Genomic DNA, 22,231 nt, shown 5'->3' on the forward strand with positions numbered 1-22,231 from the left:
CGGGCTACTGGCCGCCCTCGGCCTGCAGCGCCCGCGAGAGCGCCTCGGTCAGCTGCTCGTCCGCCGCCGCGAAGGCGGTGAGGTCGCCCGCCTTGAGGGCGTTCTCGCGAGCCGTGAGTGCGTCCCGCGCGTCGTTCAGCGCCTGCTGCAGCGCCGTCTGGTCGCCCGTGGCCGGCGTGGAGCCGGTGCCGCCGGTCGTGCCGCCCGCGTCGCCTCCGGTGTCGCCGCCCGAGGTGCCGGTGCCGGCGTCCGGAGTCGTCGGCGTGCCGGTGTCGCCCGCGTCGGCTCCCGAGTCGCCGCCGAAGAGGCTGTCGAGGGCCGCGTCGAGGGTGTCCTCGAAGGCGATGTCGTCACCGAACGCGACCAGCACCTTCTGCAGGAGCGGGAAGCTCGTGTCTCCGTTGGAGCGCACGTAGATCGGCTGGACGTAGAGCAGGCCGCCGCCGACCGGCAGCGTGAGCAGGTTGCCCCTCGTGACGGTGGTGTCGCCGCGGGAGAGGATGTTCAGCTCGTTCGCGACCGTCGGGTCGGTGGTGAACGCGTTCTGCACCTGGCCGGGGCCGGGCACCGTGTCGTCCTTCGGCAGCTCGAGCAGGCGGAGCGTGCCGTAGCCGTCGGCCACGGAGCCCGCCGTCGAGCCGGCGTCGGAGTCGGCCACGAGGTAGCCGGTCAGCACGTTGCGGCTGGCCTGCGCGCCCTGGACGCTCGCCGGGATGTACGTCGAGTAGAGCGAGTACGACGGCACGTCCTGATCCGGCGTCTGCAGCGTCAGGTAGTACGGAGGCTGCAGGCTGGTGCCGGTCGCGGCGGCCGTGGTCGCGGCTCCGCTCGTCGGGTCGTTCGGCGTCGCCCAGGCGTCCTCGCGGGAGTAGAAGGAGCCCGCGTCGGTGACGTGGTAGGTGCCGAGGACCGCGCGCTGGACCTTGAAGAGGTCCTCCGGGTACCGGACGTGGCTGAGCAGCTCGCCCGACATGTCGCTCACGGGCTTCACCGTGGTCGGGAAGATCTTCTGCCAGGTCTGCAGGATCGGGTCCTCGGTGTCCCACGCGTAGAGCGTGACGCTGCCGTCGTACGCGTCGACGGTCGCCTTCACCGAGTTGCGGATGTAGTTGACGTCGTCGGTCGGGAACTGCTGCTGCGTGTTCGTGTCGGCGATCGCCTGCGAGAGGCTCTGCACCTCCGAGTACGGGTAGTCGGCCGAGGTGGTGTACCCGTCGACGACCCACTTCACGCGGCCGTCGACGACGGTCGGGTAGGCGTCGGAGTCGAGCTTGAGGTACGGTGCGACCTTCTGGACGCGCTGCACGGGATCGCGGTCGTAGAGGATCTGCGAGTCGTCGTTCACGCCGTCCGAGAGGAAGATCTGCTCGGACTGGAACTTGATCGCGTAGACGAGCTTCTTGAAGACGTTGTCGAGAGCGGGGCCGCCCTCGCCGTCGAAGGTCGTGTAGGTCTGCTGCGCGCCGTCGGTGCCCGAGGGGTAGTCGAGCTCGATGTCGCGCGAGTCGTTGCCGCCCACGATCGAGTACGGCGGGGAGTTCTCGCCGAAGTAGATCCGCGGCTCGTAGTCGCCGAGGTCGCCCGTCGTCGGGACGCCGGACTCGATGAACACCGGCTCGCCGTCGGCCGAGCGCTGGTTGCCGTAAGCGGCGACCAGGCCGTAGCCGTGGGTGTAGACCAGCGTCTGGTTGTACCAGGTCTGGTTGGTGCCGAGGCCGTTGAGGTTCAGCTCGCGGACGCCGACCACGGCGTCCTGCGTCGATCCGTCGATGGAGTAGCGGTCGACGTCGAGCGCGTTCTGCGTGTCGCCGAACTTGTAGTACTGGCGGAACTGCTGCAGCTGCGAGAACGCGTCGGTGACGACGGCGGGGTCGAGGATGCGGATGTTCGCGGTGGTCTCGGCGTCCGAGCGCAGGGCGCCCGGCTCGGCGTCGGTGGTCGCGTCGTAGGGGATGACGTCGACGTCGCTGACGCCGTAGGCCTGGCGCGTCATGTCGATGTTGTTCTGGATGAAGGGCTGCTCGAGCGTGCGCTCGTTGGGCTCGACCTGGAACTTCTGCACGATCCACGGGTAGAGGGAGCCGACGAGCAGGCTCGACACGATCAGCAGCGCGGTGCCGATGACCGGGAAGCGCCAGCGGCCGATGAAGGCGGTGACGACGAAGAGGATCGCGACCAGCGCCGCGATGCCGGCCAGGATCTGCAGGCCCGGGATCGTCGCGTTGACGGTGGAGTAGGTGGCGCCGGTGATGCGGGGCCCCTGCTGCGCGAGCGTCGCGTACTGGTCGAGCCAGAGGCTGACCGCCTGCACGGCGAGGTAGAGGGCGGCGATGACCGCCAGCTGGATGCGCGAGGCCTTCGAGATGCGGATCTCGCGGCCGTTCACCCGGATCGCTCCGTAGAGGTAGCCGGTGGCGAGGGTCGCGAACGCCGAGATCAGCAGGACCGCCGACGCGAAGCCGACGATGCTCTGGTAGAAGGGCAGCTCGAAGAGGTAGAACGACGTGTCGAGGCCGAACTGCGGATCCGTGGTGCCCGAGGGCGTGCGGTTCCAGAAGGTGAGGCTCGTCTGCCAGCGGGTGGCGGAGGAGACGCCGGCGAAGAGGCCGAGCACCGCGGGGATCCCGAAGGTGGCCAGGCGCCGCAGCGGCTCCACGACCTGCTGGTAGCGGTCGATCTGCGAGTTGAGCTTCGCGTAGACCGGCCGGAGGCGGTACGCCAGCATCAGGCTGATGAACACCGGCACCGCCATGGCGACGAAGCCGATGACGAAGAGACCGCCCGCCGCCGCCCACTGCGTCGTGAGCACGGAGAGGAAGCCGAGCTGGTCGTACCAGAGGATGTCGGTGTACAGACCGGCGAAGACGAAGAACGCCACCACCAGGACGGCCACCACCACGACAGTGACGGCGAGGACGCTCCGTCTCTTCCGCGGCGGGGTTTCGGTTGCTGTGGAACTCACGTGAGGGCCTCTTGCTGTCGAGATGTGAGGGGAGGCCACCCATGCTATGCGACGGCTGTCCGGCTCACCTGGGCGTCGACCCGGGGTCGGCGGGCGGGATCAGTCGAGGGGAGCGGCGGTGCTGCAGTCCGGCAGCCCGGAGGTGTCGCCCGCGGCGATGCCCTTCAGTGCGGCGAGGGCGTCGTCGAGGGTCGAGACCGCGAGCACGTCGAGCCCGTCGGGGACGTGGCCGACGACCTCGTTGCAGTTGGTCGCGGGGGCGAGGAAGTACTCGGCTCCGGCGCCCTCCGCCCCGTAGAGCTTCTGGCGGATCCCGCCGATGGCGCCGACCTCGCCGGCCGCGTCGATCGTGCCGGTCCCGGCGACGCTCCGCCCGCCGTTGAGCTCGCCCTCGGTGAGCTTGTCGATGATCCCGAGGGCGAACATCATGCCCGCGCTCGGCCCGCCCACGTCGTCCAGCTGGATGTCGACCTCGAACGGGAAGTCGAAGGCCGCTCCGGGGAGGACGCCGATGACGGCGGCGCCGTTCGAGTCGCGCGGCGTGACCTCCACCTCCTGCCGGACGCCCTCGCGCTCGATGCTGACCTGCACCGGGGAGCCGGTGCCGAGGGTCTGCAGGGTCGCGCGCAGGGCGGTCGCGTCGGCGACAGGGGTGCCCGCGACCGCGAGGATCTCGTCCCCCGCCTCCAGGACGCCCTCGGCCGGGGAGCCCTCGGGCACCTGCACGACCGAGACGCGCTGCTCGACGGGGTAGCCGAGCTCGGTGAGCGCGGCGGCGATCGCCTCCTGCTGGGAGTCGGTCATCTCGGCCTGGTTCGCCTCGTCGCGCTCCTCGACCGTGGAGGAGGGAGGGAAGATCGCGTCGACCGGGACGACCGCCTTGGTCCTGTCGAACCAGGCGCTCGCGACCTCGACCCAGGTGGGCAGGCTCTGCGGGTTGCCGACGACCGACACGGTGAGCATGTCGAGCGTGCCGGCCGTGGGGTAGGTGATGCGGTCCGGGATCGAGATGAGGGGCACGTCCTTGCTGCTGCCCAGGGTGTCGAACACGGGGCCGGGCTGCTCGATCACGTAGGGGGCGGGCGCGACGCCCAGACCGACGACGACGGCGACACCCGAGAGGAGGACGACCGGTCCGACCCACGGGCGGCGCGAGGAGGAGGAGGGGCGCGGGTCGTCGGAGAACAGCGACACGGGGGCCTTTCTGGCAACGGGTGGAGCGGCTCCGCCGGGATGTTCGCGGCGGGCGGAAGCGGGCTGGGCCCGAGCGGTGCTCTGCACGCCGAGGCCCCGGGCGCTCGGGCTAACGTAGCTTGCACGACTGGGAGTCGCGCCGGAACCGGCGCCCTGTGCAGGGCCGCGGAGGCGGTGCGGCGACCGGATTCAGGTGAGCGACGGAGGGCTGATCCCGATGGCCGATGGCGACAGTGCGGACCGAGCGGGCGGCGGCTCCGAGGACGAGTTCCGGGAGATGCTGCGGCAGTTCCTCTCGGGGAACGGCCCGGTCGACCCCTCGCAGCTCGCAGGAGCGGCAGGCCTGCCGAACGACCCGGTGGCCCTGCAGAACCTGCTCTCGCAGCTGCAGAGCGCGATGCAGCAGAACGGCGACGGCGGCGTCAACTGGACGCTCTCGCTCGAGCAGGCGAAGCAGCTCGCGCGCGCCGAGTCCGCGCCGGTGTCCGACTCCGTGCGGGCTCCGATCGACGCGGCCTTCGGCGTCGCCGCGCTCTGGCTCGACGAGGTCGCGTACGTCTCCGAGCTGAGCCGCACGCCGCGCTCGATCAGCCGCCTCGAGTGGATCTCCCTGACGATGCCGGTCTGGACCCAGCTCGCCGAGCCGGTGGCGCTGAGCATCTCGGACGCGCTGACCCGCGTGCTCCGCGAGCAGGCCCCGGAGGAGATGCAGGCGATGATCGCCGGTGCCGAGGGCATGATGCGCGGGATCGGCGGCACCCTGTTCGCCCTGCAGCTGGGCCAGGTCGTCGGGCAGCTCGCCGCCGAGGTCGTCTCGGGCGGCGACATCGGCATCCCGCTGCTGGAGGAGAACGACGCGGCGATCCTGCCGCAGAACGTCGCCGCGTTCGGCGAGGGCCTCGACATCCCGCTGGACCAGGTGCAGCTGTACCTGGCGGTCCGCGAGCTCGCGCACGCCCGCCTCTTCCGGCACGGCAAGTGGCTCCGTCTCGCCCTCATCTCGCAGATCACCGACTTCGCGCGCGGGATCAGCATCGACACCACCCGCCTCGAGGAGCTGGCCGAGGGCTTCGACCCGTCGAACCCCGAGAAGCTCCGCGACGCGATGACCTCCGGCGCGCTCATCCCGCCGAAGACGGAGGAGCAGCTCGCCGCGCACGGCCGCCTCGAGACCGTCCTCGCCCTCATCGAGGGGTGGGTCGACGTCGTCACCGCGGCGGCGACCACTCGCCTGCCCAGCGCCGGGGCGATCGCCGAGACGGTCCGCCGCCGCCGCGCCTCCGGCGGGCCGGCCGAATCCGCCTTCGCCACCCTCGTCGGCCTGGAGCTGCGCCCGCGCCGCCTCCGCGAGGCCGCCGCGATGTGGCAGGCCGTGACCGACGCCGTCGGGCCCGAGGCCCGCGACTCCCTCTGGTCGCACCCCGACCTGCTCCCCGGCTCGGAGGACCTGGACGACCCGAGCGCGCTCGTCGCCCGGCTCACGGCCGAGGCCCGCGGCGAGACCCCGGAGCCCGACGAGATGGACCGCGCGCTGGAGGACCTGCTGAACGGCACGATGCCGCGCGAGGGCGACGGCGCCTCCGGAGACGCCCCGGACACGACCGACGACGCCGGCTCGCCGGACGACGACGACCGCGGCTCCTCCCCCACGGGCGACCGCCCCGTCTGACCCCCGTCCGGCGCCCGCCTGTGGACAACTCGCGCGGCGCCGGGCCGGTCTCGGCCATGATCGCCGGATGGTGCTCCGGCTCGATCCCCGACTCCCCCTGCTCTGGCGCTCAGCGACCGCGGTGCAGCTCGGCCTCGACCGGCCGCACGCGGTGCTGGACGGCGTCGGCTACCCGGAGGAGCTGCTGCTCGACGCCCTCCGCGTGGGCACCAGCGCCGGCACCGTCCGCCTGATCGCGGCGCGCGCCGGAGCGAGCGAGGCGCGGGTCGACGAGGTGCTCGAGGCGCTCCGGCCGGTCCTGCTGCGCAGCGTCGAGCCAGGCCCTCCCCCGGCACCGCGGGTCGTCGTCGAGGGGACGGGCGCGGCACCGGACGCACTGCGCACGCTGCTCCGGAGCGAGGGCTGCTCGCTGCTCGCCGACGACGGGACGCCGGACCTCGCCGTGCTGATCGCCGACTTCGCGGTCGCCCCCGCCCGCGCCGCGCACTGGCTCGCGGCCGACGTGCCGCACCTGGCGGTGGTGTTCGGCGACGAATCGGTGCGCCTCGGACCCCTGGTGGAGCCGGGGTCCGGACCGTGCCTGCACTGCGCCGAGCGGGACCGGATGGACCTCGACCCGGATCGCGCGCGCCTCGTGATCCAGGTGCTCGGCCGCTCAGCCCCCACCCGCACGCCGCTCGCGAGCGCCGCGATCGCCGTGGCGGCCGCCGACGCCGTGCTGCGGCGGCTGCTCGCGGGCTGGCGAGGGCTCCGCGGGGCCGAGCGGATCTACAGCGACGCCTCCGGAGCCTTCACCGTGCGGGAGCGGGAGCCGCACCCCGAGTGCGCGTGCCGAGCTCTTCGAGGAAGCGCGACGGCTCCCTCCGCGTGACGCGGCCGACCGTCGAGCGCGCCCACGAGAGGCGCAGGCGCCGGCGGGCCCGGGTGATGCCGACGTAGAGGAGGCGCCGCTCCTCGTCGATCGCCTCGAGGCCGGCGGCGTACGAGATCGGCAGCAGGCCCTCGGCGAGCCCCATCAGGTGCACCGACTCCCACTCGAGGCCCTTCGCCGAGTGCAGCGTGGCGAGGGTGACCGCGCCGCGGTCCGGCTCGTGGTGCACCTGCTGGCGTGCGATCAGGTCGTCGGTGAACTGCCGGAAGGTCCATCCGGCAGGGGCCTCGTCGACGAGGCGGGCCAGCGTGTCCAGCGACTCCCACCGGTCGCGCACCGCACCGGGCGCCGACGGGGGCTCGGCGCTCCAGCCGAGCGAGCGGAGGACGTCGCTCACCGACTTGAACAGCGGCTCGCCGCTGATCGACACGGACGCCGCGCGCAGCTGCATCACGGCCTGCTTCACCTCGGGGAGGTCGAAGAAGCGCTTGCCGCCGCGCATGTGCGCGCTCACTCCCCGCTCGTGCAGGGCGTGCTCGATGACCGCCGACTGGCTGTTGGTGCGGAAGAGGACCGCGATGTCGGAGGGGCGCACCCCTGCCTCGATGTCGGCCGCGACCCGCGCCGCGATCCCGCGCGCCTCCGCGATGTCGTCCGGGTAGGCGTCGATCGCGGGCTCCGGCGCCTCGGCGGCGGCGACGGCGTGGAGCGAGAGGGCGCCGGGCCTGCCCCGCATGAGGCGGTTCGCGGTCTGGACGATCGGCACGGCCGAGCGGTAGTTCTCCTCCAGACGCACCACGGTGGCGGCCGGCCAGCGGGACGGGAAGTCGAGGAGGTAGTCGGCCCGCGCACCCGCGAAGGAGTAGATGGTCTGGCTGGCGTCGCCGACGACGCAGAGGTCGCTCCGGTCGCCGAGCCAGAGCTCCAGGAGCCGCTGCTGCAGCGGCGAGACGTCCTGGTACTCGTCGACGACGAAGAAGCGGTACTGCTCGCGCACCTGCATCGCCATCGCGGGCTCGGACTCGAGCATCCCGGCGGTCACGAGCAGGACGTCCTCGAAGTCGATCTGGCGGCGCTGGTCCTTCAGCCCCTCGTACTCGTCCACGAGCGCGACCGTCTGCTCCAGGGTGAGCCGTCCGGGCAGGGGGCGCGTGCGGGCGGCGACGGCGTACTGCTCGAGGGAGAGGGCGGACACCTTCCGCCACTCGATCTCGGCCGAGAGGTCGCGGAGCGTCGCCGTGTCGAGCTTCAGGCGGAGCCGCTCGGCCGCGTGCCCGAGCAGGCGGGCCTTGCCGTCGAGCAGCTGGGGCATCGTGCCCCCCACCAGCTGCGGCCAGAAGTAGCCGAGCTGCGAGAGAGCCGCTGCGTGGAACGTGCGGGCCTGGACGCCACCGGCGCCGAGCACCCGCAGGCGCGAGCGCAGCTCGGCCGCGGCGCGGCTGGTGAAGGTCAGGGCCATGACGCGACCGGGCGTGTAGACGCCGGTCGCCACTCCGTGCGCGATGCGGTGCGTGATCGTCCGGGTCTTGCCCGTGCCCGCTCCCGCGAGGACGCAGACCGGCCCCAGCAGCGCCTCCGCCGCCTCGCGCTGCCCCTCGTCGAGTCCGTCGAGCAGGGTCACGCGATCGGGCCGTTCTCCAGCTCGCCTCCGTACCAGTCCTCGATCATCGCGCGGGCGATCGACGAGCGGCCGGGCAGCAGCACGGACTCGAGCGAGTCGTGCAGCTGCTGCCGGGTGAACCAGCGCAGCTCGACGATCTCCTCGCCGTCCGGGAGCAGATCCTCCGGGGACTGGTCCTCGGCGAGGCGGGCGGTGAAGCCGACCATGAGGGAGGCGGGGAAGGGCCAGGGCTGCGAGCCGAGGTACTGCGGGTCGACGACGCGCATGCCCGACTCCTCGCCGATCTCGCGGATCACGGCGGCCTCGAGCGACTCGCCCGGCTCGACGAAGCCGGCGAGCAGGGAGAAGCGGCCGGTGCCCCACATCGCGTTCGAGCCGAGGAGGAGGCGGTCGTCCGCGTCGAGGACGCAGACGATGATCGCCGGATCCGTGCGCGGGAAGACCTGGCTGCCGTCGGTGGGCGAGCGGCGGACCCAGCCGCCCTGCTCGACGACGGTCGGGTCGCCGTTGCGGGGCGAGTAGCCGTGCGAGGCGTGCCAGTTCGCGATGGCGAGAGCCTCGGTGAACAGGCCCGCGTCGCGGTCGCTCAGGCGCTCGGCGATCGGGCGCAGGCCGCTCCACCGCTCCTCGTCGGGCTCGAGCTCGGCGGCGGCCGCGTCGGTGAGGACGGTCGCGATGACGGGGGTTCCGACCGGCTCGCCGGGGGCCTCGGCGAGCGTGCGGCCGAGGTAGATCCGGAGGGTGCCGGCGGTCACGTCCTCGGGGCGGCGCAGGAGGAGGCGGTCGGCCTCGACCAGGGTCCGGTCGTGGTGCAGGACGAGCACGCGGGTGGCGGGATCGGCGAGCAGCTCGTCGAAGAGCGCGGGCCGCGAGCGTCCGACGCCGTCGCGGTCGGCCGCCTGTCGCGAGAGCGGGAGGCGATCGGCGAAGGGCAGTGACATCCGGGGCTCATTTCGTGACGGGGGCCGCGAGGACCGCTGTCGCGGGCCTTCGACGGCATCGGCGGGACAGCGCGTGGCGGCGGGCCGGCCGGGCACGAGCCGCCTACCCTGGAAACCATGGCCAGATCCCATCTCACTCTAGCCGCGCTGGCCACCTCGGCCGTCGAGGGCCTCGACGTCCGCTCCGCGCGCCCCTTCACGTCCTCGACGCACGGCGACTTCGACTCCGCCCTGCTGACGACGCGCGAGGGCGCCCGCCTCGTCGTGCGCGTTCCCACGTCCGCGCTCGCGGAGCAGGAGCAGCTCGGCGACCTCGTCGCGCTCCGAGCGCTGACCGCCGGCATCCGCAGCCGCCTGCCCTTCGATCTGCAGGAGAGCGTCGGGCAGACGCCGTTCGACGGCACCCGCGCGGTCGTCTACGAGTACCTCGAGGGAGATCGCGTCCTCATCGACGACGTGGCCGCGCAGAGCGGGCTCGCGGACTCGATCGGCCGGGCCGTCGGGGCGATCCACTCGCTCCCGGTGTCGTTCGTCCAGGAGGCGGGCCTGCCGATCGCGACCGCGCGCGACAGCGTGAACGAGACGGTCGCGGTGATCGAGCGCGCGGCCGACACCGGCCACGTCCCGGCGGCGCTCGTCGCGCGCTGGGAGTCGGCCTCCTCCGACGAGGCGCTCTGGCAGTTCGACCCGACCGTGGTGAACGGCTCGATGACCGCCGACTCCTTCCTCCGCTCGGGCGACGTCGTCGCGGCCGTGCTCGGCTGGGCGGCGCTGCGGGTCGGCGACCCGGCGCGCGACCTGCACTGGCTGCTGAGCGCCCCGGGCTCCGAGACGGCGCTCTCCGCCTACTCCCGGATGCGCGCGGGAGCAGTGGACCGCACGATCCGCCAGCGCGCCCAGCTCTACGCCGAACTCGAACTCGCCCGCTGGCTGCTGCACGGCACCGAGACCGACGACTCCGCCATCGTGGACGACGCGGTCGCCATGCTCGACACGCTGGTCGACAGCGTGCTCGGCGACCTCTCCGCGCCCCTCTCGACCGACACCGGCCCGGTGCTGGAGGTCTCAGAGGTCGAGGAGCTGCTCAACCGCACGCCGGGAGCCCGCACGAGCTCCTCCGCTCACGGCCGCGGGCTCGCTCCCGTCGCCGAGGAGAGCGACTCTGCGAGCTCGCGCTCGGAGTAGAACCGCTCGGGCCGCAGCACGAGGTCGTCGGCGACGAAGTAGAACACGGCGTCGACGCTCTTGAGCGGCACCCCCCGCCAGCGCGAGTAGGCGAGCCGGTACAGCGCGAGCTGGAACTGCTTGAGCTCGAGGTCGGCGGCGTCCTTCGGCGCCCGCCCGGTCTTCCAGTCGACGATCTGCACGCCGTCCTCCGTCGGGTACACCGCGTCGAGCTTGCAGACGACGACGTGGCCGGCGAGCTGGAGGTGGATCTCGATCTCGACCGCCTCCGGGCGCCGGTCGGCCCACTCCGAGCGCTCGAACGTGGCGATCAGGGCGTCGAGCCGCTCCTGCTCGACGGACGCGGGGCCGGCGTCGTCGAGCTCGTCGGGGAAGGTGTCGACCGCCTCCGCCCCGCCCTGGACGCCGAAGCGGTTCTCGACCCAGGAGTGGAAGGTCGTGCCGAGCCGGGTCTGCCGGTAGGGGCGCTCCGGCATCGGCCGGCGCAGCTGCGCGGCGACCTCGTCCGGAGTGCTGACGATGTCCTTGAACCGGGAGGCGGGGATGCGGGTGGGCAGCGGCGTGCGCTCGCCCCCGGCCAGCCGCACCGCCCGCTCGGCGAGCAGCAGGCGGATGTCGTCGCCGCGCGCTCCGAGCAGAGCGGGCTCGGCGCTGCGGACCCGGGCGGCGGCGGCGCGGACCCGGTCGCCGCGGGAGCCGAGCGGATCGTGGGGCCAGCGGAACGTGCGCGGGGCCCGCTCGAGCGGGTTCTCCTCGTTCGCGGGCTCGGTCGGCAGCGGCGGGATCGTGCCGGCCTCCTCGAGGTCGCGGAGGAAGACGCCCGGTCCGCGCGGCTTGGCCTGGCCGGCCCACCACGAGCCGCTGAGCAGGAGGTGGTGACGCGCCCGCGTGACGGCCACGTAGGCGAGACGCCGCTCCTCCGCCTCGTTGCGCTCGCGGAGGGTGTCGCCGAACGCTCCGATCGCGTCGACGACCTCCTTCTGCGTGCTGCAGCCGCGCCAGGCGAGATCGGGGAGCTCGGCGGCGTCGCCGCGGAACGCGTAGGGCATCGCGCCCAGTCTGACCCACCCGCGGAAGCCCTCGACCGGCGTGCCGGGGAGCTCGCCGTCGACCATCCGCGGGACGGCGACGAGGTCCCACTCCAGACCCTTGGAGCCGTGGATCGTCAGCAGCTGCACCGTCCCCGGTTCCGGGTCCTCCGGTCGCGGGGCCAGGCCGTCGCGCTTGTCCGCGAGGACGAGCCAGCGGAGGAATCCGCGGAGGGAGGAGCCGGTGCCGGCGCCGCGGTCGTCCGTCTGCAGGTACCCGGCCACCGCCTCCCGGAAGGCCTCGAGGTTGGCGCGGCCGTCCCCGCGCGACTCGTTCGCCTCGACCTCGATGTCCAGGCCCAGCTCCTGCTCGACCAGGGTGACGAAGTCGAGGAGGTCGAGCCCGGCCCGGGCGCGCAGCCGGGCGAACAGGGTGCCCGCCTCGTGCAGGCGCCGCAGGCCCTCGGCGCTGAACCCGCCGAGCGCGGAGTGGTCGATCCGCCCGTCGTCGCCGGGGCGGCGCGCCGCGATGAAGTCGAGGGCCTCGACGATCGAGCCGCCCTCGCCCTCGGTGACGGACGCGCGCATCCGCTCGCGCACATCCTCCGGGAGCAGCCGGTGCGCATGGTCGCGGGCCGCGAGCCACGAGGCGAGGTCGCGCAGCGCCTTGAGATCGCGGACGCCCAGACGCCAGCGGGCGCCGGCCAGGAGGCGGACGAGCTCGCTGCCGGCGGCCGGGTCCTCGACCACGGTGAGCGCGGCGACGAGGTCGGCGATCTCGGGCTGCCGCAGCAGGCCCCCGATGCCGAGGATGTGGTACCGGACGCCGTGCTTCGCCAGCGCGGCGGCGAAGCGGTCCATGTGCGCGCGCACCCGGAAGAGCACCGCGGCCGACGGCGGCTCGGCGCTCTGGCGCAGGCGCCCGGCGAACCAGGCGGCGACGTCGTCCGCCTCCTCTTCGATCGTCTCGGGGAAGGTGAGCTCGACCGGGTGCTCGGAGGCCTGAGGACCCGCGCTCAGCGTGTCGACCGCGACCGCGCTGCTCGCCGACAGCGGCTCCACGATCGCGTTCGCGGCGGTCAGCACACGGCGGCCGTTGCGCCAGCTCGTGCTGAGGGAGAAGCGGCCCGCTCCCCCGAAATCGGTGCCGAAGCGGCCGAGCCCCTCGGCGCTCGCACCGCGCCAGCCGTAGATCGACTGGTGCGGGTCGCCCACGGCCATCACTCCCTGCCCGGCGAAGAGCCGCGAGAGGAGGCGGGTCTGCAGCACGGAGGTGTCCTGGTACTCGTCGAGGAGCACCACCCGGTACCTCGCGCGGTGCTCGTCCACGATCCGCGGCACCCGGTCGACGATCCGCAGCGCGAGGGCCACCTGGTCCGAGAACTCGACGAAGCCGCGCTCGGCCTTCGCCTCCTGGAACCGCTCGGCGAGCGCCGTCAGCACCGGCAGCGCGCCCACGGCCTGCAGCGCCTTCTCGAGCTCGCGGTAGAGCCCCGAGCCGCTGCCTCCGCGCGGCAGCTCGCCCAGGCGGAGGAAGTCCTCGGCGAACGCGGCGACCGCGGCCGGATCGGCGAGGTTGTCGGCGAGGTCGTGCGCGAGCGAGACGACGAGGTCGGTCAGCCGGTCGATCCCCGCCTCCACCTCGAGGATGCGCGGATCGGCCGTGTCGGCCACGACTCCCCGCGCGAGATGCCAGGCGGAGGCCTCGGAGAGCACGGTCGCGTCCCCCTCGCGGCCGATCAGGGCGGCGTTGTCGCGGAAGATCGTGTTCGCGAAGGCGTTGTAGGTCGAGACGGTGGCGGCCTCGAACGGGTCGGGCGCCGACTGCCCGGGCGCGAGCGGGAGCAGGCCCGCCGCGCCGAGCTGGTCGATCCTCCGCCCGATGCGCTCGCCGAGCTCGGCCGCCGCCTTGCGGGTGAAGGTGAGGCCGAGCACCTCCGACGGCGCCGCGTGGCCGTTCGCGAGGAGCCAGAGGACGCGGTTGGCCATCGTCTCGGTCTTGCCGCTGCCGGCGCCGGCGACCACGAGGGCCGGCTCGAGCGGCGCCTCGATGACGGCGCGCTGCTCGGCGGTGGGCGGACGCAGGTCGAGGCGCTCGGCGATGGTCAGGGCGTCGATCACGGCAGCTCCTCCTCGGAGACGGCGGAGGGGTCGGGGTCGGCGGCGCCGGATGGATCGGCCGGCGCATCGGGATCCGGCCCCTCGGAGTCCTCCGGGTCCTCTGACTCGTCGACCTCGTCGATCGCCAGGAGGCCGTCCCCCGGGACCTCGGGCACCGCGTGGATGCGGTACCGCAGGGCGTCGCCGGGGGAGAACGGGGTCGCGTCGAGCAGGCCCGAGAAGCCCGCCGCCGCCATGCCCAGGGCCGCGGCGCGGACGCGCTCGCGCAGCCGCTCCAGCTCCTCCTCGCCGAAGCGCTCCTGGACCACCTCTCGGTACGGCTTCCCGCGCACGCCCGTCGCCACGAAGAGCAGCTTCGCGCCTCCCCCGTCGGCCGGGTCGGCCGCCTCGATCGCGCCTTCGGCGACGGCGAGCTGGTAGCTGCCCAGCTGCGCGTGCTCGGCGATGTCGTCCCTGCGGGGGGTGCTGCGGCCCGTCTTGAGATCGACGATCGTGACGGAGCCGTCGGCCGCGCGCTCGACGCGGTCGATCGAGCCGCGCACCCGGGCGGGCGGGACGTCGAGCTCGAACTGCTGCTCGCGGCCGAGCACCACGCCTCCCCCGCGCTCGAAGTCGGCGAGGTAGCCCGCGAGGCCGTCGATCAGCCGCCGTGTGACGCGCTTCTGCCGCTCCCCCAGCCAGGGCGACTCGAAGACCAGCTCGGGCCACCGCGACTCGAGAGCCGCCCACAGCTCCTGCGGATCGGGCCGCTCGGCGTTCTCGAGGACCCAGTGCACGAGGGTGCCGACCCCCATCGCCGTGCTCGTCGTGGAGCCGGAGACGGCGTCGACGAACCAGTCCAGAGGGGACCGCTCGAAGGCCTCGAGGCGGCTCGGCGAGACGGAGACGGGACGCTCGGGGTCGCCGACGTCGAAGAGCGGCTCCGTGGTCGAGGGCTCGAGCACCCCGGACCAGGAGGAGGGGTCGGCACCGGGGACCTCCGCGAGCGCCAGGGCGCTGAGCCCTCGGATGGCGACGGGAGCCTCGGTCGAGTCCGGTGTGGTGGCGGTCCGGCGCAGCGCCGCCACCGCCCCGCGCAGCGTGAGCGGCACCGCGGAGGCCGGATCGAGCCGCGGCGCGTCCGGCGGGGTGAGCCGGAAGAAGAGGGAGGGCGTCTCGTCCTCGCCCGCGACGGCGCTGAGCACCAGCTGCCGCCGGGCGCGGGAGGCGGCCAGGGCGAACATCCGGAGCTCGTCGTCGAGAGTGGCCTTGCGGGCGTCGAGCGGCAGTCCGCCCTCGCCGCGGGCGTGCCGCAGCAGACCGTCCGGATCGAGCAGCGAGCCGCGCTGGCGGAGGTTGGGCCAGACGCCGTCCTGCAGCCGCGCCACCACCACGACGTCGAACTCCAGGCCGACGACCGAGGAGGGCGTGCCGATGAGGACCGCGTCCTCGACGGAGCGCGGAGCGAGAGTGTCCTCGGGCACCTCCGCCTCGAGGATCTCGGTGACGAAGCCGATCGCGGAGTGCCCGGTCGCCCGCTCCACGAACCGGCGCGCGGCGCTGAAGAGGGCGACCACGCCGTCGAGGTTGCGGTTGGCCTCGGCGGCGGTCAGGCCGGTGCCGAGGGCGAGCTCGCGCCAGGAGGACGCGACGCGGCTGGACTCCCACGCCGACCACAGGAGCTCCTCGATCGAGCCCCCCTCCTCGTGCAGGCGGCGGACCCGGTCGATCGTCACGGCCAGCCGCTCGGCCTGCCGGGCGGGAGCGGAGTCGATGGTCGCGAATCGGCCGGGCGCTGCGAGGGCCTCGACCAGTAGCGGGTCGCTCGCGCGGATGCCGCCGGCGGCCAGCTCCTCCGCCCGGAGCGCGAGCCGGAGCCTGCGCAGCCCCAGCCGGTCGACCCCGCCGAACGGGCCGAGCAGCAGCTCCGCCGCGAGCTCCGCATCGAGGGGCCGCTCGCCGATCGCGACGCCGACCAGCACGAGCAGCGCCCGGGCCGCGTGATCGTCGCGCAGCGCCCGTCCGGCGAGCACGGAGCGGGTCGGCACCTCCGCCACCGCGAGCGCCTTCACCAGCGGCTGGACCGCGGCTCCGGAGCGGACGACGACCGCCATCCGCCGCCACGGCACTCCGTCGCGCAGCCGCCGCTCGCGCAGCAGCCGCGCCACCGTCGCCGCCTCCCGCGCCGCCGTCGGCGCGTGCAGCACCAGGACGGGCGCCGGGCCCGCCTCGGGGGCCGGAGCCGCGACCGCCGCCCGCTGCCGGCCGGCCGCCGCGGTGCCGATCCGCTCGGTGGCCGCGGACACGACCGCCCGCAGCGCGGCCGAGTGGCGGTGCACGCGCGCGAGCACCAGCGTCTCGACGTCGGACGCGCCGATGCTCGCGGCGAACCGGCCGAGCGTGTCGGAGGCCGCGCCGCGGTAGGCGCTGGTCGCCACGTCCGGATCGCCCAGCGCGATCACGGTCACCCCGCGCTCCGTCAGCGCCCGCAGCAGCACGAGCGTCGACTCGCTCGCCTCCTGGAGGTCGTCGACGACGACCAGACGCAGCGCGTCGATCCGCTCGCCGCCCTCGCCCGCGCGGATCGCCTCGGCCGCATAGGCCGCGAACTCCGCAGCGTCCAGGCGGGTCCCCGCCTGGGGCGCCATCCACTCGACCACCTCGCGCAGCTCGTCGAGCACGTCGGCCGCCGCGCTCCACTCGCCGCGCTCCGCGTCGATCCCGAGGGCGCGGATCGCGTCCGAGTCGAGCCCGTGCTCGGTCGCCCGCATCCCGAACTCGCGGAGCTCGGTCCGGAAGGTCCGCAGCCGCAGCACCTCGGGGCTGAACTCCTCCGGCCACCGCGGGCCGGTCCCCTCCTCGAGGTGGCCCTCGACGAGCTCCGACAGGAGTGCGTCCTGCTCGCCGCCGGTCAGGAGGGTCGGCCGCTCGAGGCCGCGCTCCTTGGCGGAGGAGGTGACCGCCTCGAACGCGAGCGAGGTCGCGGTCCGGGCGAGCGGGCCCCGGGTCGGCACTCCCAGCCGCAGGGCGAGCACGTCGCGCAGGGCGGTGGCGGCGGTGCGGCTGGCCGCGAGCACCACGACCGACTCGGGCGGGTACCCCCGCTCGAGGACGCGCTCGGCGACCAGCTCGACGACCGTCGTGGTCTTGCCCGTCCCCGGCGCCCCGAGCACGGCGGCGCTGCGGCCCTCGGGCAGCGCGAGCACCGCGCGCTGGGAGTCGTCCAGCACGACCGCGGGCTCGCCCGGGAGCGCCTCGCCGACGGAGGCTGCGGTGGAGGGAGCGGGGGTCGCGGGAGCGGTCACACGACCACGGTAGCCACCGGGTCCGACACTCCCGCCCGTCCCCGCCGGGAGCCCCGGCCGCCCGCTCCGCTCACCGCGAAACCGGCGCGGTCGTCCGAGCGCGGTCCCGTATCCTGACACCCTCGTCCCCTCCCGAAAGGCACTGCTGGTGGAAATCCGTATTGGAATGGTCAACACCCCGCGCGAGCTCAACTTCGAGTCGTCGATGTCCGTGACCGAGGTCGAGAAGACGGTGACCACCGCTCTCGAGGCCGGCACCGCCGTCCTCCGCCTCCGCGACGAGAAGGGCAAGATCTACATCGTCCCGACCGCCACCATCGCCTTCGTCGAGGTCGGCTCCGAGGAGTCGCGCCGCGTCGGCTTCGTCGCCTAGAGCGTCCCGGACGGACACGTCGTGGAGCTCCTCTTCATCACCCTGTTCGGGGTCCTGATCGGTCTCGCCGCGCGCTACGGGCTGCCGCACCGGCACCTGCACGGCTCCGTGCTGGTCCCGGCGATCGGCGGCCTCGTCGCCGCAGTCGTCTGGGTCGCACTGACCTGGGCGGGCCTGCCGTGGGACGGCGGCCTGATCTGGGTCCTGTCCCTCGTCGCGACCGCCGTGGTCGTCGTCCCGGTCGGCCTCTCGCTCGGGCGCAGCCGCGCCCGCCGCGACGAGGCCTCCCTGCAGGCGATGCTCTCGGGACGCGTCGCCCCCTGATCCGAGCCGGAGGCGCGGGAGTCCTCGGACTTCCGCGCCTCCGTCGTTCCGGATTCCGGGAAGTGCGACGCCGGGAACCGTCAGGCCGTGAGCCCCAGCGCGTCCATCCGGCGCGTGTGCGAGGCGATGAGCTCGGTGAACACCGGCTCGATCCGCGACTCGTCGGAGTCGTGGTTGCCCGACCCCATCAGCGCGGAGCGCGCCACGAGGAGGGTGTCGCCCACCAGGCGGCGGCCCCAGACGGCCAGGCGCGAGCCCAGGCGCTCGTCCGCGGCGATCTCGCGGCGGAGGATCGCGATCACGCCGTCGACGCCCGTGTCCGCGCCGAGCGTCTGCGCGATGCGCGGCCCCACGTCGGTGGGCAGCCCGCCGGTGAGGCGGATGAAGAAGTCGTCGAGCAGGCCCGCCGTGATGTACGCCGAGAGCAGCGTCTCGTGGAGGTCCGCACCGCGGGTGAGCCGCTCGAAGGTGTCGATCGCGGGGCGGAACGGAGTCATGGCCTCGCCGGGCTCCACGTCGCGGCGGCGCAGCTCGGCGACGACCGCGTGGTGCTTCGCGAGGGCCGTGCCGGCGGCGGAGGAGATGGCCTCCTTGTCCGCGAGGTCGTCGGTCTCGGCGACGGCGCGCGCCAGCACCTCGAACACCGCGAGCTGGAGGTAGGCGACCTGGCCGAGGTAGGGCAGCACCTCGGGGGTGAGGTCGGCGAGGTCGACGCGGTCGCGCTTCTGGCTCGACTCCCCGCGGGGCGTCAGGCGGGGCACCTCGAGCAGGGGACGTCGACGTCGGAACCAGGCAGCCATTTCCTCAGCATAGGGCGCCGGAGGAGCGGCGTTCCGGGGCCGGCGGGGCCGGGAGCAGTAGACTCGCCGGGATGTCACCGGCGCTGGATCGGTGACCCTGCGCCCGGAGTCGTACAGGGGCGTAGACCGTTCGACACGACAGGCGCTTCACTCCGTGACTTTCTCCGATCTGAACATCGACGACGACATCGTCGCCGCACTCGCCGCCAAGGGCATCCTCGAGCCGTTCCCCATCCAGGAGCAGACGATCCCCCTGGCCCTGCAGAAGCAGGACATCATCGGCCAGGCCAAGACCGGCACCGGCAAGACCTTCGGCTTCGGCCTCCCCCTCATCCAGGCCCTCGGCACCGACCCGGAGCCGGGCGTCAAGGCGCTCATCGTCGTCCCGACCCGCGAGCTCGCCGTGCAGGTCACCGAGGACATCGAGCTGGCCGCCTCCAACCGGCCGACCAAGATCGTCTCGATCTACGGCGGCAAGGCCTACGAGGGCCAGATCGAGCAGCTGAAGGCCGGCGCGCAGATCGTCGTCGGCACCCCCGGCCGCCTCCTGGACCTCGCCGGGCAGCGCCTGCTCTCGCTCGCCAACGTGCAGGTGATGGTCCTCGACGAGGCCGACAAGATGCTCGACCTGGGCTTCCTCTCGGACATCGAGAAGCTGTTCGCGCAGACGCCGCCCACCCGCCACACCATGCTCTTCTCGGCGACGATGCCGGGCGCGATCGTCGCGCTCGCGCGCCGCTTCATGAACAAGCCCATCCACATCCGCGCGACCGACCCCGACGAGGGCATCACGCAGGCGAACATCAAGCACATCGTCTACCGGGCGCACTCGCTCGACAAGGACGAGGTCATCGCGCGCATCCTGCAGTCCGAGGGCCGCGGCAAGACCGTCATCTTCACCCGCACGAAGCGCGCCGCAGCCCGCATCGTCGAGGAGCTCAACGACCGCGGCTTCAACGCGGCGGCCGTGCACGGAGACCTCAACCAGGAGCAGCGCGAGCGCGCGATGGCGGCGTTCAAGGCCGGCAAGAAGGACATCCTGATCGCCACCGACGTCGCCGCGCGCGGCATCGACGTGAACGACGTCACCCACGTGATCAACCACACGATCCCGGACGACGACCAGACCTACCTGCACCGCGTCGGCCGCACCGGGCGCGCGGGCAAGACCGGCATCGCGGTGACCTTCGTCGACTGGGAGGACCTGCACAAGTGGGCCCTCATCAACCGGGCGCTGGAGTTCGGCCAGCCCGACCCGGTCGAGACCTACTCGTCGTCGCCGCACCTCTACACCGACCTCGACATCCCCGCGGGGACCAAGGGACGGCTGAAGCCGACCCCGATCCCCGCCGAGGCGAAGGCCGACGCGCGCCCGGACCGGGGCGAGCGCTCCGACCGCGGCGAGCGCTCCGAGCGGGGCGACCGGCCGCCGCGTCGCCGCACCCGCTCCGACTCCGCCGACTCGACCGCTCCGCAGCAGACCGGCCCCGCTCCCTCGAGCGAGAGCAAGGAGCACCACGACGGCAACAGCGAGCCGCGCCGCCGCACCCGGTCGCGCCGCCGCTCGCCGCGCCCCGACGCGCAGGCCTGAGCCTCCGCGCCCCGAGCCCGTCCCCCCGCGATCCGTCGCGGGAGGGCGGGCTCCCGGCGTCTCAGCGGCTCTCCCGCGACTCAGCGGTGTCCCCACGCGACTCAGCGGTGTCCCCACGCGACTCAGCGGCTCTCCGCCCCTCAGCGGTCACGGTGATCCGGAGGCTCTCCGCCTGTCAGCGGCTCTCCGCGACTCAGCGGGCGGAGGAGCGGATCGCGTCGACGGTCGCGCGCGCGGTCGTGTTCTCGCCCAGGCGGTTGGGCTTGCCCGTGCCGTGGTAGTCGCTCGAGCCCGTGGTGACGAGCGAGTACTGCTCGGCGAGCTCGCGCAGGCGGCGCTTGCCGTCGGCCGTGTTCTCGCGGTGCTCGACCTCGAGGCCGAACAGGCCGGCGTCGACGAGCTGCGGGAGGATCGACTCGACCGCGATCCCGCGGGCGCTCGCGGCCGGGTGCGCGATGACCGGGACCCCGCCCGCCGCGCGGACCAGGCGCACGGCGTCGACCGGGTCGGGCGCGTAGTGCGGGCGGTAGTAGCCGCCGCGCCAGTCGAGGATCCCCGCGAAGGCCGCGGAGCGGTCGGTGGCCAGGCCGCGGGCGACGAGCGCGTCGGCGATGTGCGGACGCCCGATGGTCGTGCCCGGGCTGGTCTGGGCGAGGACGTCGTCCCAGGTGAGGTCGTAGTCGGCCGCGATCGCGGTGACGATCGCCTCCGCGCGGTGCGTGCGGGCCGAGCGGATGCGCGCGGTCTCGGCCACGAGCCCCGGATCCGCCGGATCGACGAGGTACGCGAGGACGTGGACGCTGGCCCAGCCGACGCGGGAGGAGAGCTCCATGCCGGGCAGCAGGTCGATGCCCGCCTCCTCGGCCGCGGCGAGCGCCTCGGCCCAGCCGCCGGTCGTGTCGTGGTCGGTGAGCGCCACTCCGGCGAGCCCGGCCGCGGCCGCGGCCCGCACCAGGACGGCCGGAGCCTCGGTGCCGTCGGAGACGACGGAGTGGGTGTGGAGGTCGTAACGGCCCCCGTCGACATGCATGCGCTCATCGTAGACGCGCCGCCTGCGAGCCCTCCGATGCCCTAGTAGCCTGGGCGGCGATGGGGACGAGACTGGTGAAGACCGCGGTGGCGGTGATCGTGGCGATCGCTCTGCTGGTGGTCGCGGCGCCCGGCTTCTTCGGGATCGCCCGGGAGGCCCCCTTCGCCCAGCTGGTGCCGTTCCGGCTCGCGACGGGCGCGGCGGCCGTCGGGCTCGCCGCTGTCCTGGTCGTGATCGCGGTCCTCGTCGCTCCGGTCAGGCGCCTCGCGCTGGCCCTCGCGGCGCTCGGCGTCGTCTTCGCGCTCGTGCTCGCGGGAGTGCAGGGAGCGCGGGGCTACGACTCCGCCGCTCCGCGCGCCCACCGCCTCGCCGACGTGCGCCTCGCGACCTGGAACGTGCTGCACGACGGCGTGCCCGTCGACACGATCGCCTCGCTCGCCCGGGAGAGCGCGGTCGACGGCATCGCCCTCCTCGAGGTCTCGCAGACGCACGCGCAGGACGTCGTGAACGCGCTCAGCGCCCAGGGGATGTCGATGACCCTCCACTACGCCGGGTCGGGCGCCGACGACGGGGCGGCCCTGCTGCTCTCCCCCTCGCTCGGCGGCTACAGCGTCGACACCGCCGCGGTCGTCACCGGATCGACACCGTCCCTCGTCGCACGCCCCGACACTCCCGAGCGCCCCGTCCTCGCCGCGGTGCACACCATGGCGCCGATCCCCTCGCGCCTCGCGGAGTGGCGGAGCGATCTGCTCTCGGTCTCCGCGCTCTGCTCCGCGGAGGAGGACGTCGTGGTCCTCGGCGATCTGAACTCCACGGTCGACCACTGGACCGGGCTGCCGGGCTCGGCCGCGCTGGGCGGCTGCCGCGACGCGGGGACCGTCGCGGGCGGCGCCGCCCTGGGCACCTGGCCGTCCTCGGTCCCGCCCGCGCTCGGCGCCCCGATCGACCACGTCCTCTTCTCCGGACGCTGGGAGGTCTCGGGCTACCAGGTCGTCGACGACCGCGACGACGCCGGGAGCGACCACCGGCCGCTGGTCGTCCAGCTCTCGGTCCGCGGGATGGTGAAGGACGCGTCCTGACGCTCCTCCCCGGACGCCGACTCCCCGTCCTCCTCCCCCGCTCGGCCCGTGGCGGCCCCCGCGGCCGTGCGGAGGAGGACAATGGGAGCCATGACGAACACGGAGGAGCGGACCGCCGCTCAGACGCCCGACCCCGCCGCCGCCCCGCGCCCCCGCGC

Annotated in this window: 15 protein-coding genes; 7 read left to right on the forward strand and 8 right to left on the reverse strand. The window is 73.8% G+C overall.

Annotated elements, in window-relative coordinates; translation table 11 throughout:
- Nucleotides 1-4: 4 nt before the first annotated feature.
- Nucleotides 5-2,962: a UPF0182 family protein gene (locus C5C69_RS02825; RefSeq protein WP_181027225.1), complete on the reverse strand. Its 2,958-nt coding sequence runs from the start codon at nucleotides 2,960-2,962 to the stop codon at nucleotides 5-7.
- 99 nt (nucleotides 2,963-3,061) lie between these two features.
- Nucleotides 3,062-4,156, reverse strand: coding sequence for a PDZ domain-containing protein (locus C5C69_RS02830; protein ID WP_104257276.1), 1,095 nt, complete (start codon nucleotides 4,154-4,156; stop codon nucleotides 3,062-3,064).
- A 217-nt stretch (nucleotides 4,157-4,373) separates the two neighbouring features.
- Between C5C69_RS02830 and C5C69_RS02835 the strand changes: the two genes are divergently transcribed.
- Both C5C69_RS02835 and C5C69_RS02840 read left to right on the forward strand, forming a co-directional pair.
- The gene (locus C5C69_RS02835; RefSeq protein WP_104257290.1) at nucleotides 4,374-5,825 is read left to right on the forward strand and encodes a zinc-dependent metalloprotease; all 1,452 of its coding nucleotides are present in this window, start codon (nucleotides 4,374-4,376) and stop codon (nucleotides 5,823-5,825) included.
- A gap of 67 nt (nucleotides 5,826-5,892) precedes the next feature.
- The gene (locus C5C69_RS02840) at nucleotides 5,893-6,696 is read left to right on the forward strand and encodes a hypothetical protein (RefSeq protein ID WP_104257277.1); all 804 of its coding nucleotides are present in this window, start codon (nucleotides 5,893-5,895) and stop codon (nucleotides 6,694-6,696) included.
- Here the strand turns inward: C5C69_RS02840 and C5C69_RS02845 are convergent.
- Both C5C69_RS02845 and nudC read right to left on the reverse strand, forming a co-directional pair.
- Complete coding sequence (locus C5C69_RS02845; protein WP_104224836.1) at nucleotides 6,617-8,317, reverse strand: ATP-dependent helicase; 1,701 nt, start codon at nucleotides 8,315-8,317, stop codon at nucleotides 6,617-6,619. The two genes, C5C69_RS02840 and C5C69_RS02845, sit on opposite strands and share 80 nt — an antisense overlap.
- A complete protein-coding gene (nudC, locus tag C5C69_RS02850; protein WP_104233180.1) occupies nucleotides 8,314-9,258 on the reverse strand; it encodes an NAD(+) diphosphatase in 945 nt (314 codons plus the stop codon). Before nudC ends, C5C69_RS02845 begins: the two co-directional genes overlap by 4 nt.
- 117 nt (nucleotides 9,259-9,375) lie before the next feature.
- Between nudC and C5C69_RS02855 the strand changes: the two genes are divergently transcribed.
- Nucleotides 9,376-10,443 carry a phosphotransferase gene (locus C5C69_RS02855; protein ID WP_104257278.1) on the forward strand — a complete coding sequence of 356 codons (1,068 nt, stop codon included), beginning with the start codon at nucleotides 9,376-9,378 and terminating at the stop codon, nucleotides 10,441-10,443.
- On the opposite strand, the gene C5C69_RS02860 is transcribed toward C5C69_RS02855, so the two are convergent.
- Complete coding sequence (locus tag C5C69_RS02860) at nucleotides 10,380-13,592, reverse strand: ATP-dependent DNA helicase (protein WP_104257279.1); 3,213 nt, start codon at nucleotides 13,590-13,592, stop codon at nucleotides 10,380-10,382. The two genes, C5C69_RS02855 and C5C69_RS02860, sit on opposite strands and share 64 nt — an antisense overlap.
- The gene (locus tag C5C69_RS02865) at nucleotides 13,589-16,876 is read right to left on the reverse strand and encodes an ATP-dependent DNA helicase (protein ID WP_104257280.1); all 3,288 of its coding nucleotides are present in this window, start codon (nucleotides 16,874-16,876) and stop codon (nucleotides 13,589-13,591) included. The genes C5C69_RS02860 and C5C69_RS02865 overlap by 4 nt, the downstream gene beginning before the upstream one ends.
- 148 nt (nucleotides 16,877-17,024) lie before the next feature.
- On the opposite strand from C5C69_RS02865, the gene C5C69_RS02870 reads away from it, so the two are divergent.
- Both C5C69_RS02870 and C5C69_RS02875 read left to right on the forward strand, forming a co-directional pair.
- Nucleotides 17,025-17,249 carry a DUF3107 domain-containing protein gene (locus C5C69_RS02870; RefSeq protein ID WP_104224841.1) on the forward strand — a complete coding sequence of 75 codons (225 nt, stop codon included), beginning with the start codon at nucleotides 17,025-17,027 and terminating at the stop codon, nucleotides 17,247-17,249.
- A 21-nt stretch (nucleotides 17,250-17,270) separates the two neighbouring features.
- A complete protein-coding gene (locus C5C69_RS02875) occupies nucleotides 17,271-17,573 on the forward strand; it encodes a hypothetical protein (RefSeq protein WP_104226942.1) in 303 nt (100 codons plus the stop codon).
- A gap of 80 nt (nucleotides 17,574-17,653) precedes the next feature.
- On the opposite strand, the gene C5C69_RS02880 is transcribed toward C5C69_RS02875, so the two are convergent.
- Nucleotides 17,654-18,373, reverse strand: coding sequence for a ferritin-like fold-containing protein (locus tag C5C69_RS02880; protein WP_104224843.1), 720 nt, complete (start codon nucleotides 18,371-18,373; stop codon nucleotides 17,654-17,656).
- A gap of 154 nt (nucleotides 18,374-18,527) precedes the next feature.
- Between C5C69_RS02880 and C5C69_RS02885 the strand changes: the two genes are divergently transcribed.
- The gene (locus tag C5C69_RS02885; protein ID WP_104224844.1) at nucleotides 18,528-19,964 is read left to right on the forward strand and encodes a DEAD/DEAH box helicase; all 1,437 of its coding nucleotides are present in this window, start codon (nucleotides 18,528-18,530) and stop codon (nucleotides 19,962-19,964) included.
- 193 nt (nucleotides 19,965-20,157) lie between these two features.
- Here C5C69_RS02885 and C5C69_RS02890 read toward each other — a convergent pair whose 3' ends face one another.
- Entirely contained in the window at nucleotides 20,158-20,994 is an 837-nt protein-coding gene (locus C5C69_RS02890) for a PHP domain-containing protein (RefSeq protein WP_104224845.1), read from the reverse strand.
- 59 nt (nucleotides 20,995-21,053) lie between these two features.
- Here C5C69_RS02890 and C5C69_RS02895 point away from each other — a divergent pair, with 59 nt between their 5' ends.
- On the forward strand, nucleotides 21,054-22,073 hold the full coding sequence (locus C5C69_RS02895; protein ID WP_104256196.1) for an endonuclease/exonuclease/phosphatase family protein: 1,020 nt from the start codon (nucleotides 21,054-21,056) through the stop codon (nucleotides 22,071-22,073).
- Nucleotides 22,074-22,231: the final 158 nt, after the last annotated feature.

It is taken from the genome of Rathayibacter sp. AY1C7 (genome assembly GCF_002931865.1).
Classification (GTDB): Bacteria; Actinomycetota; Actinomycetes; order Actinomycetales; family Microbacteriaceae; genus Rathayibacter.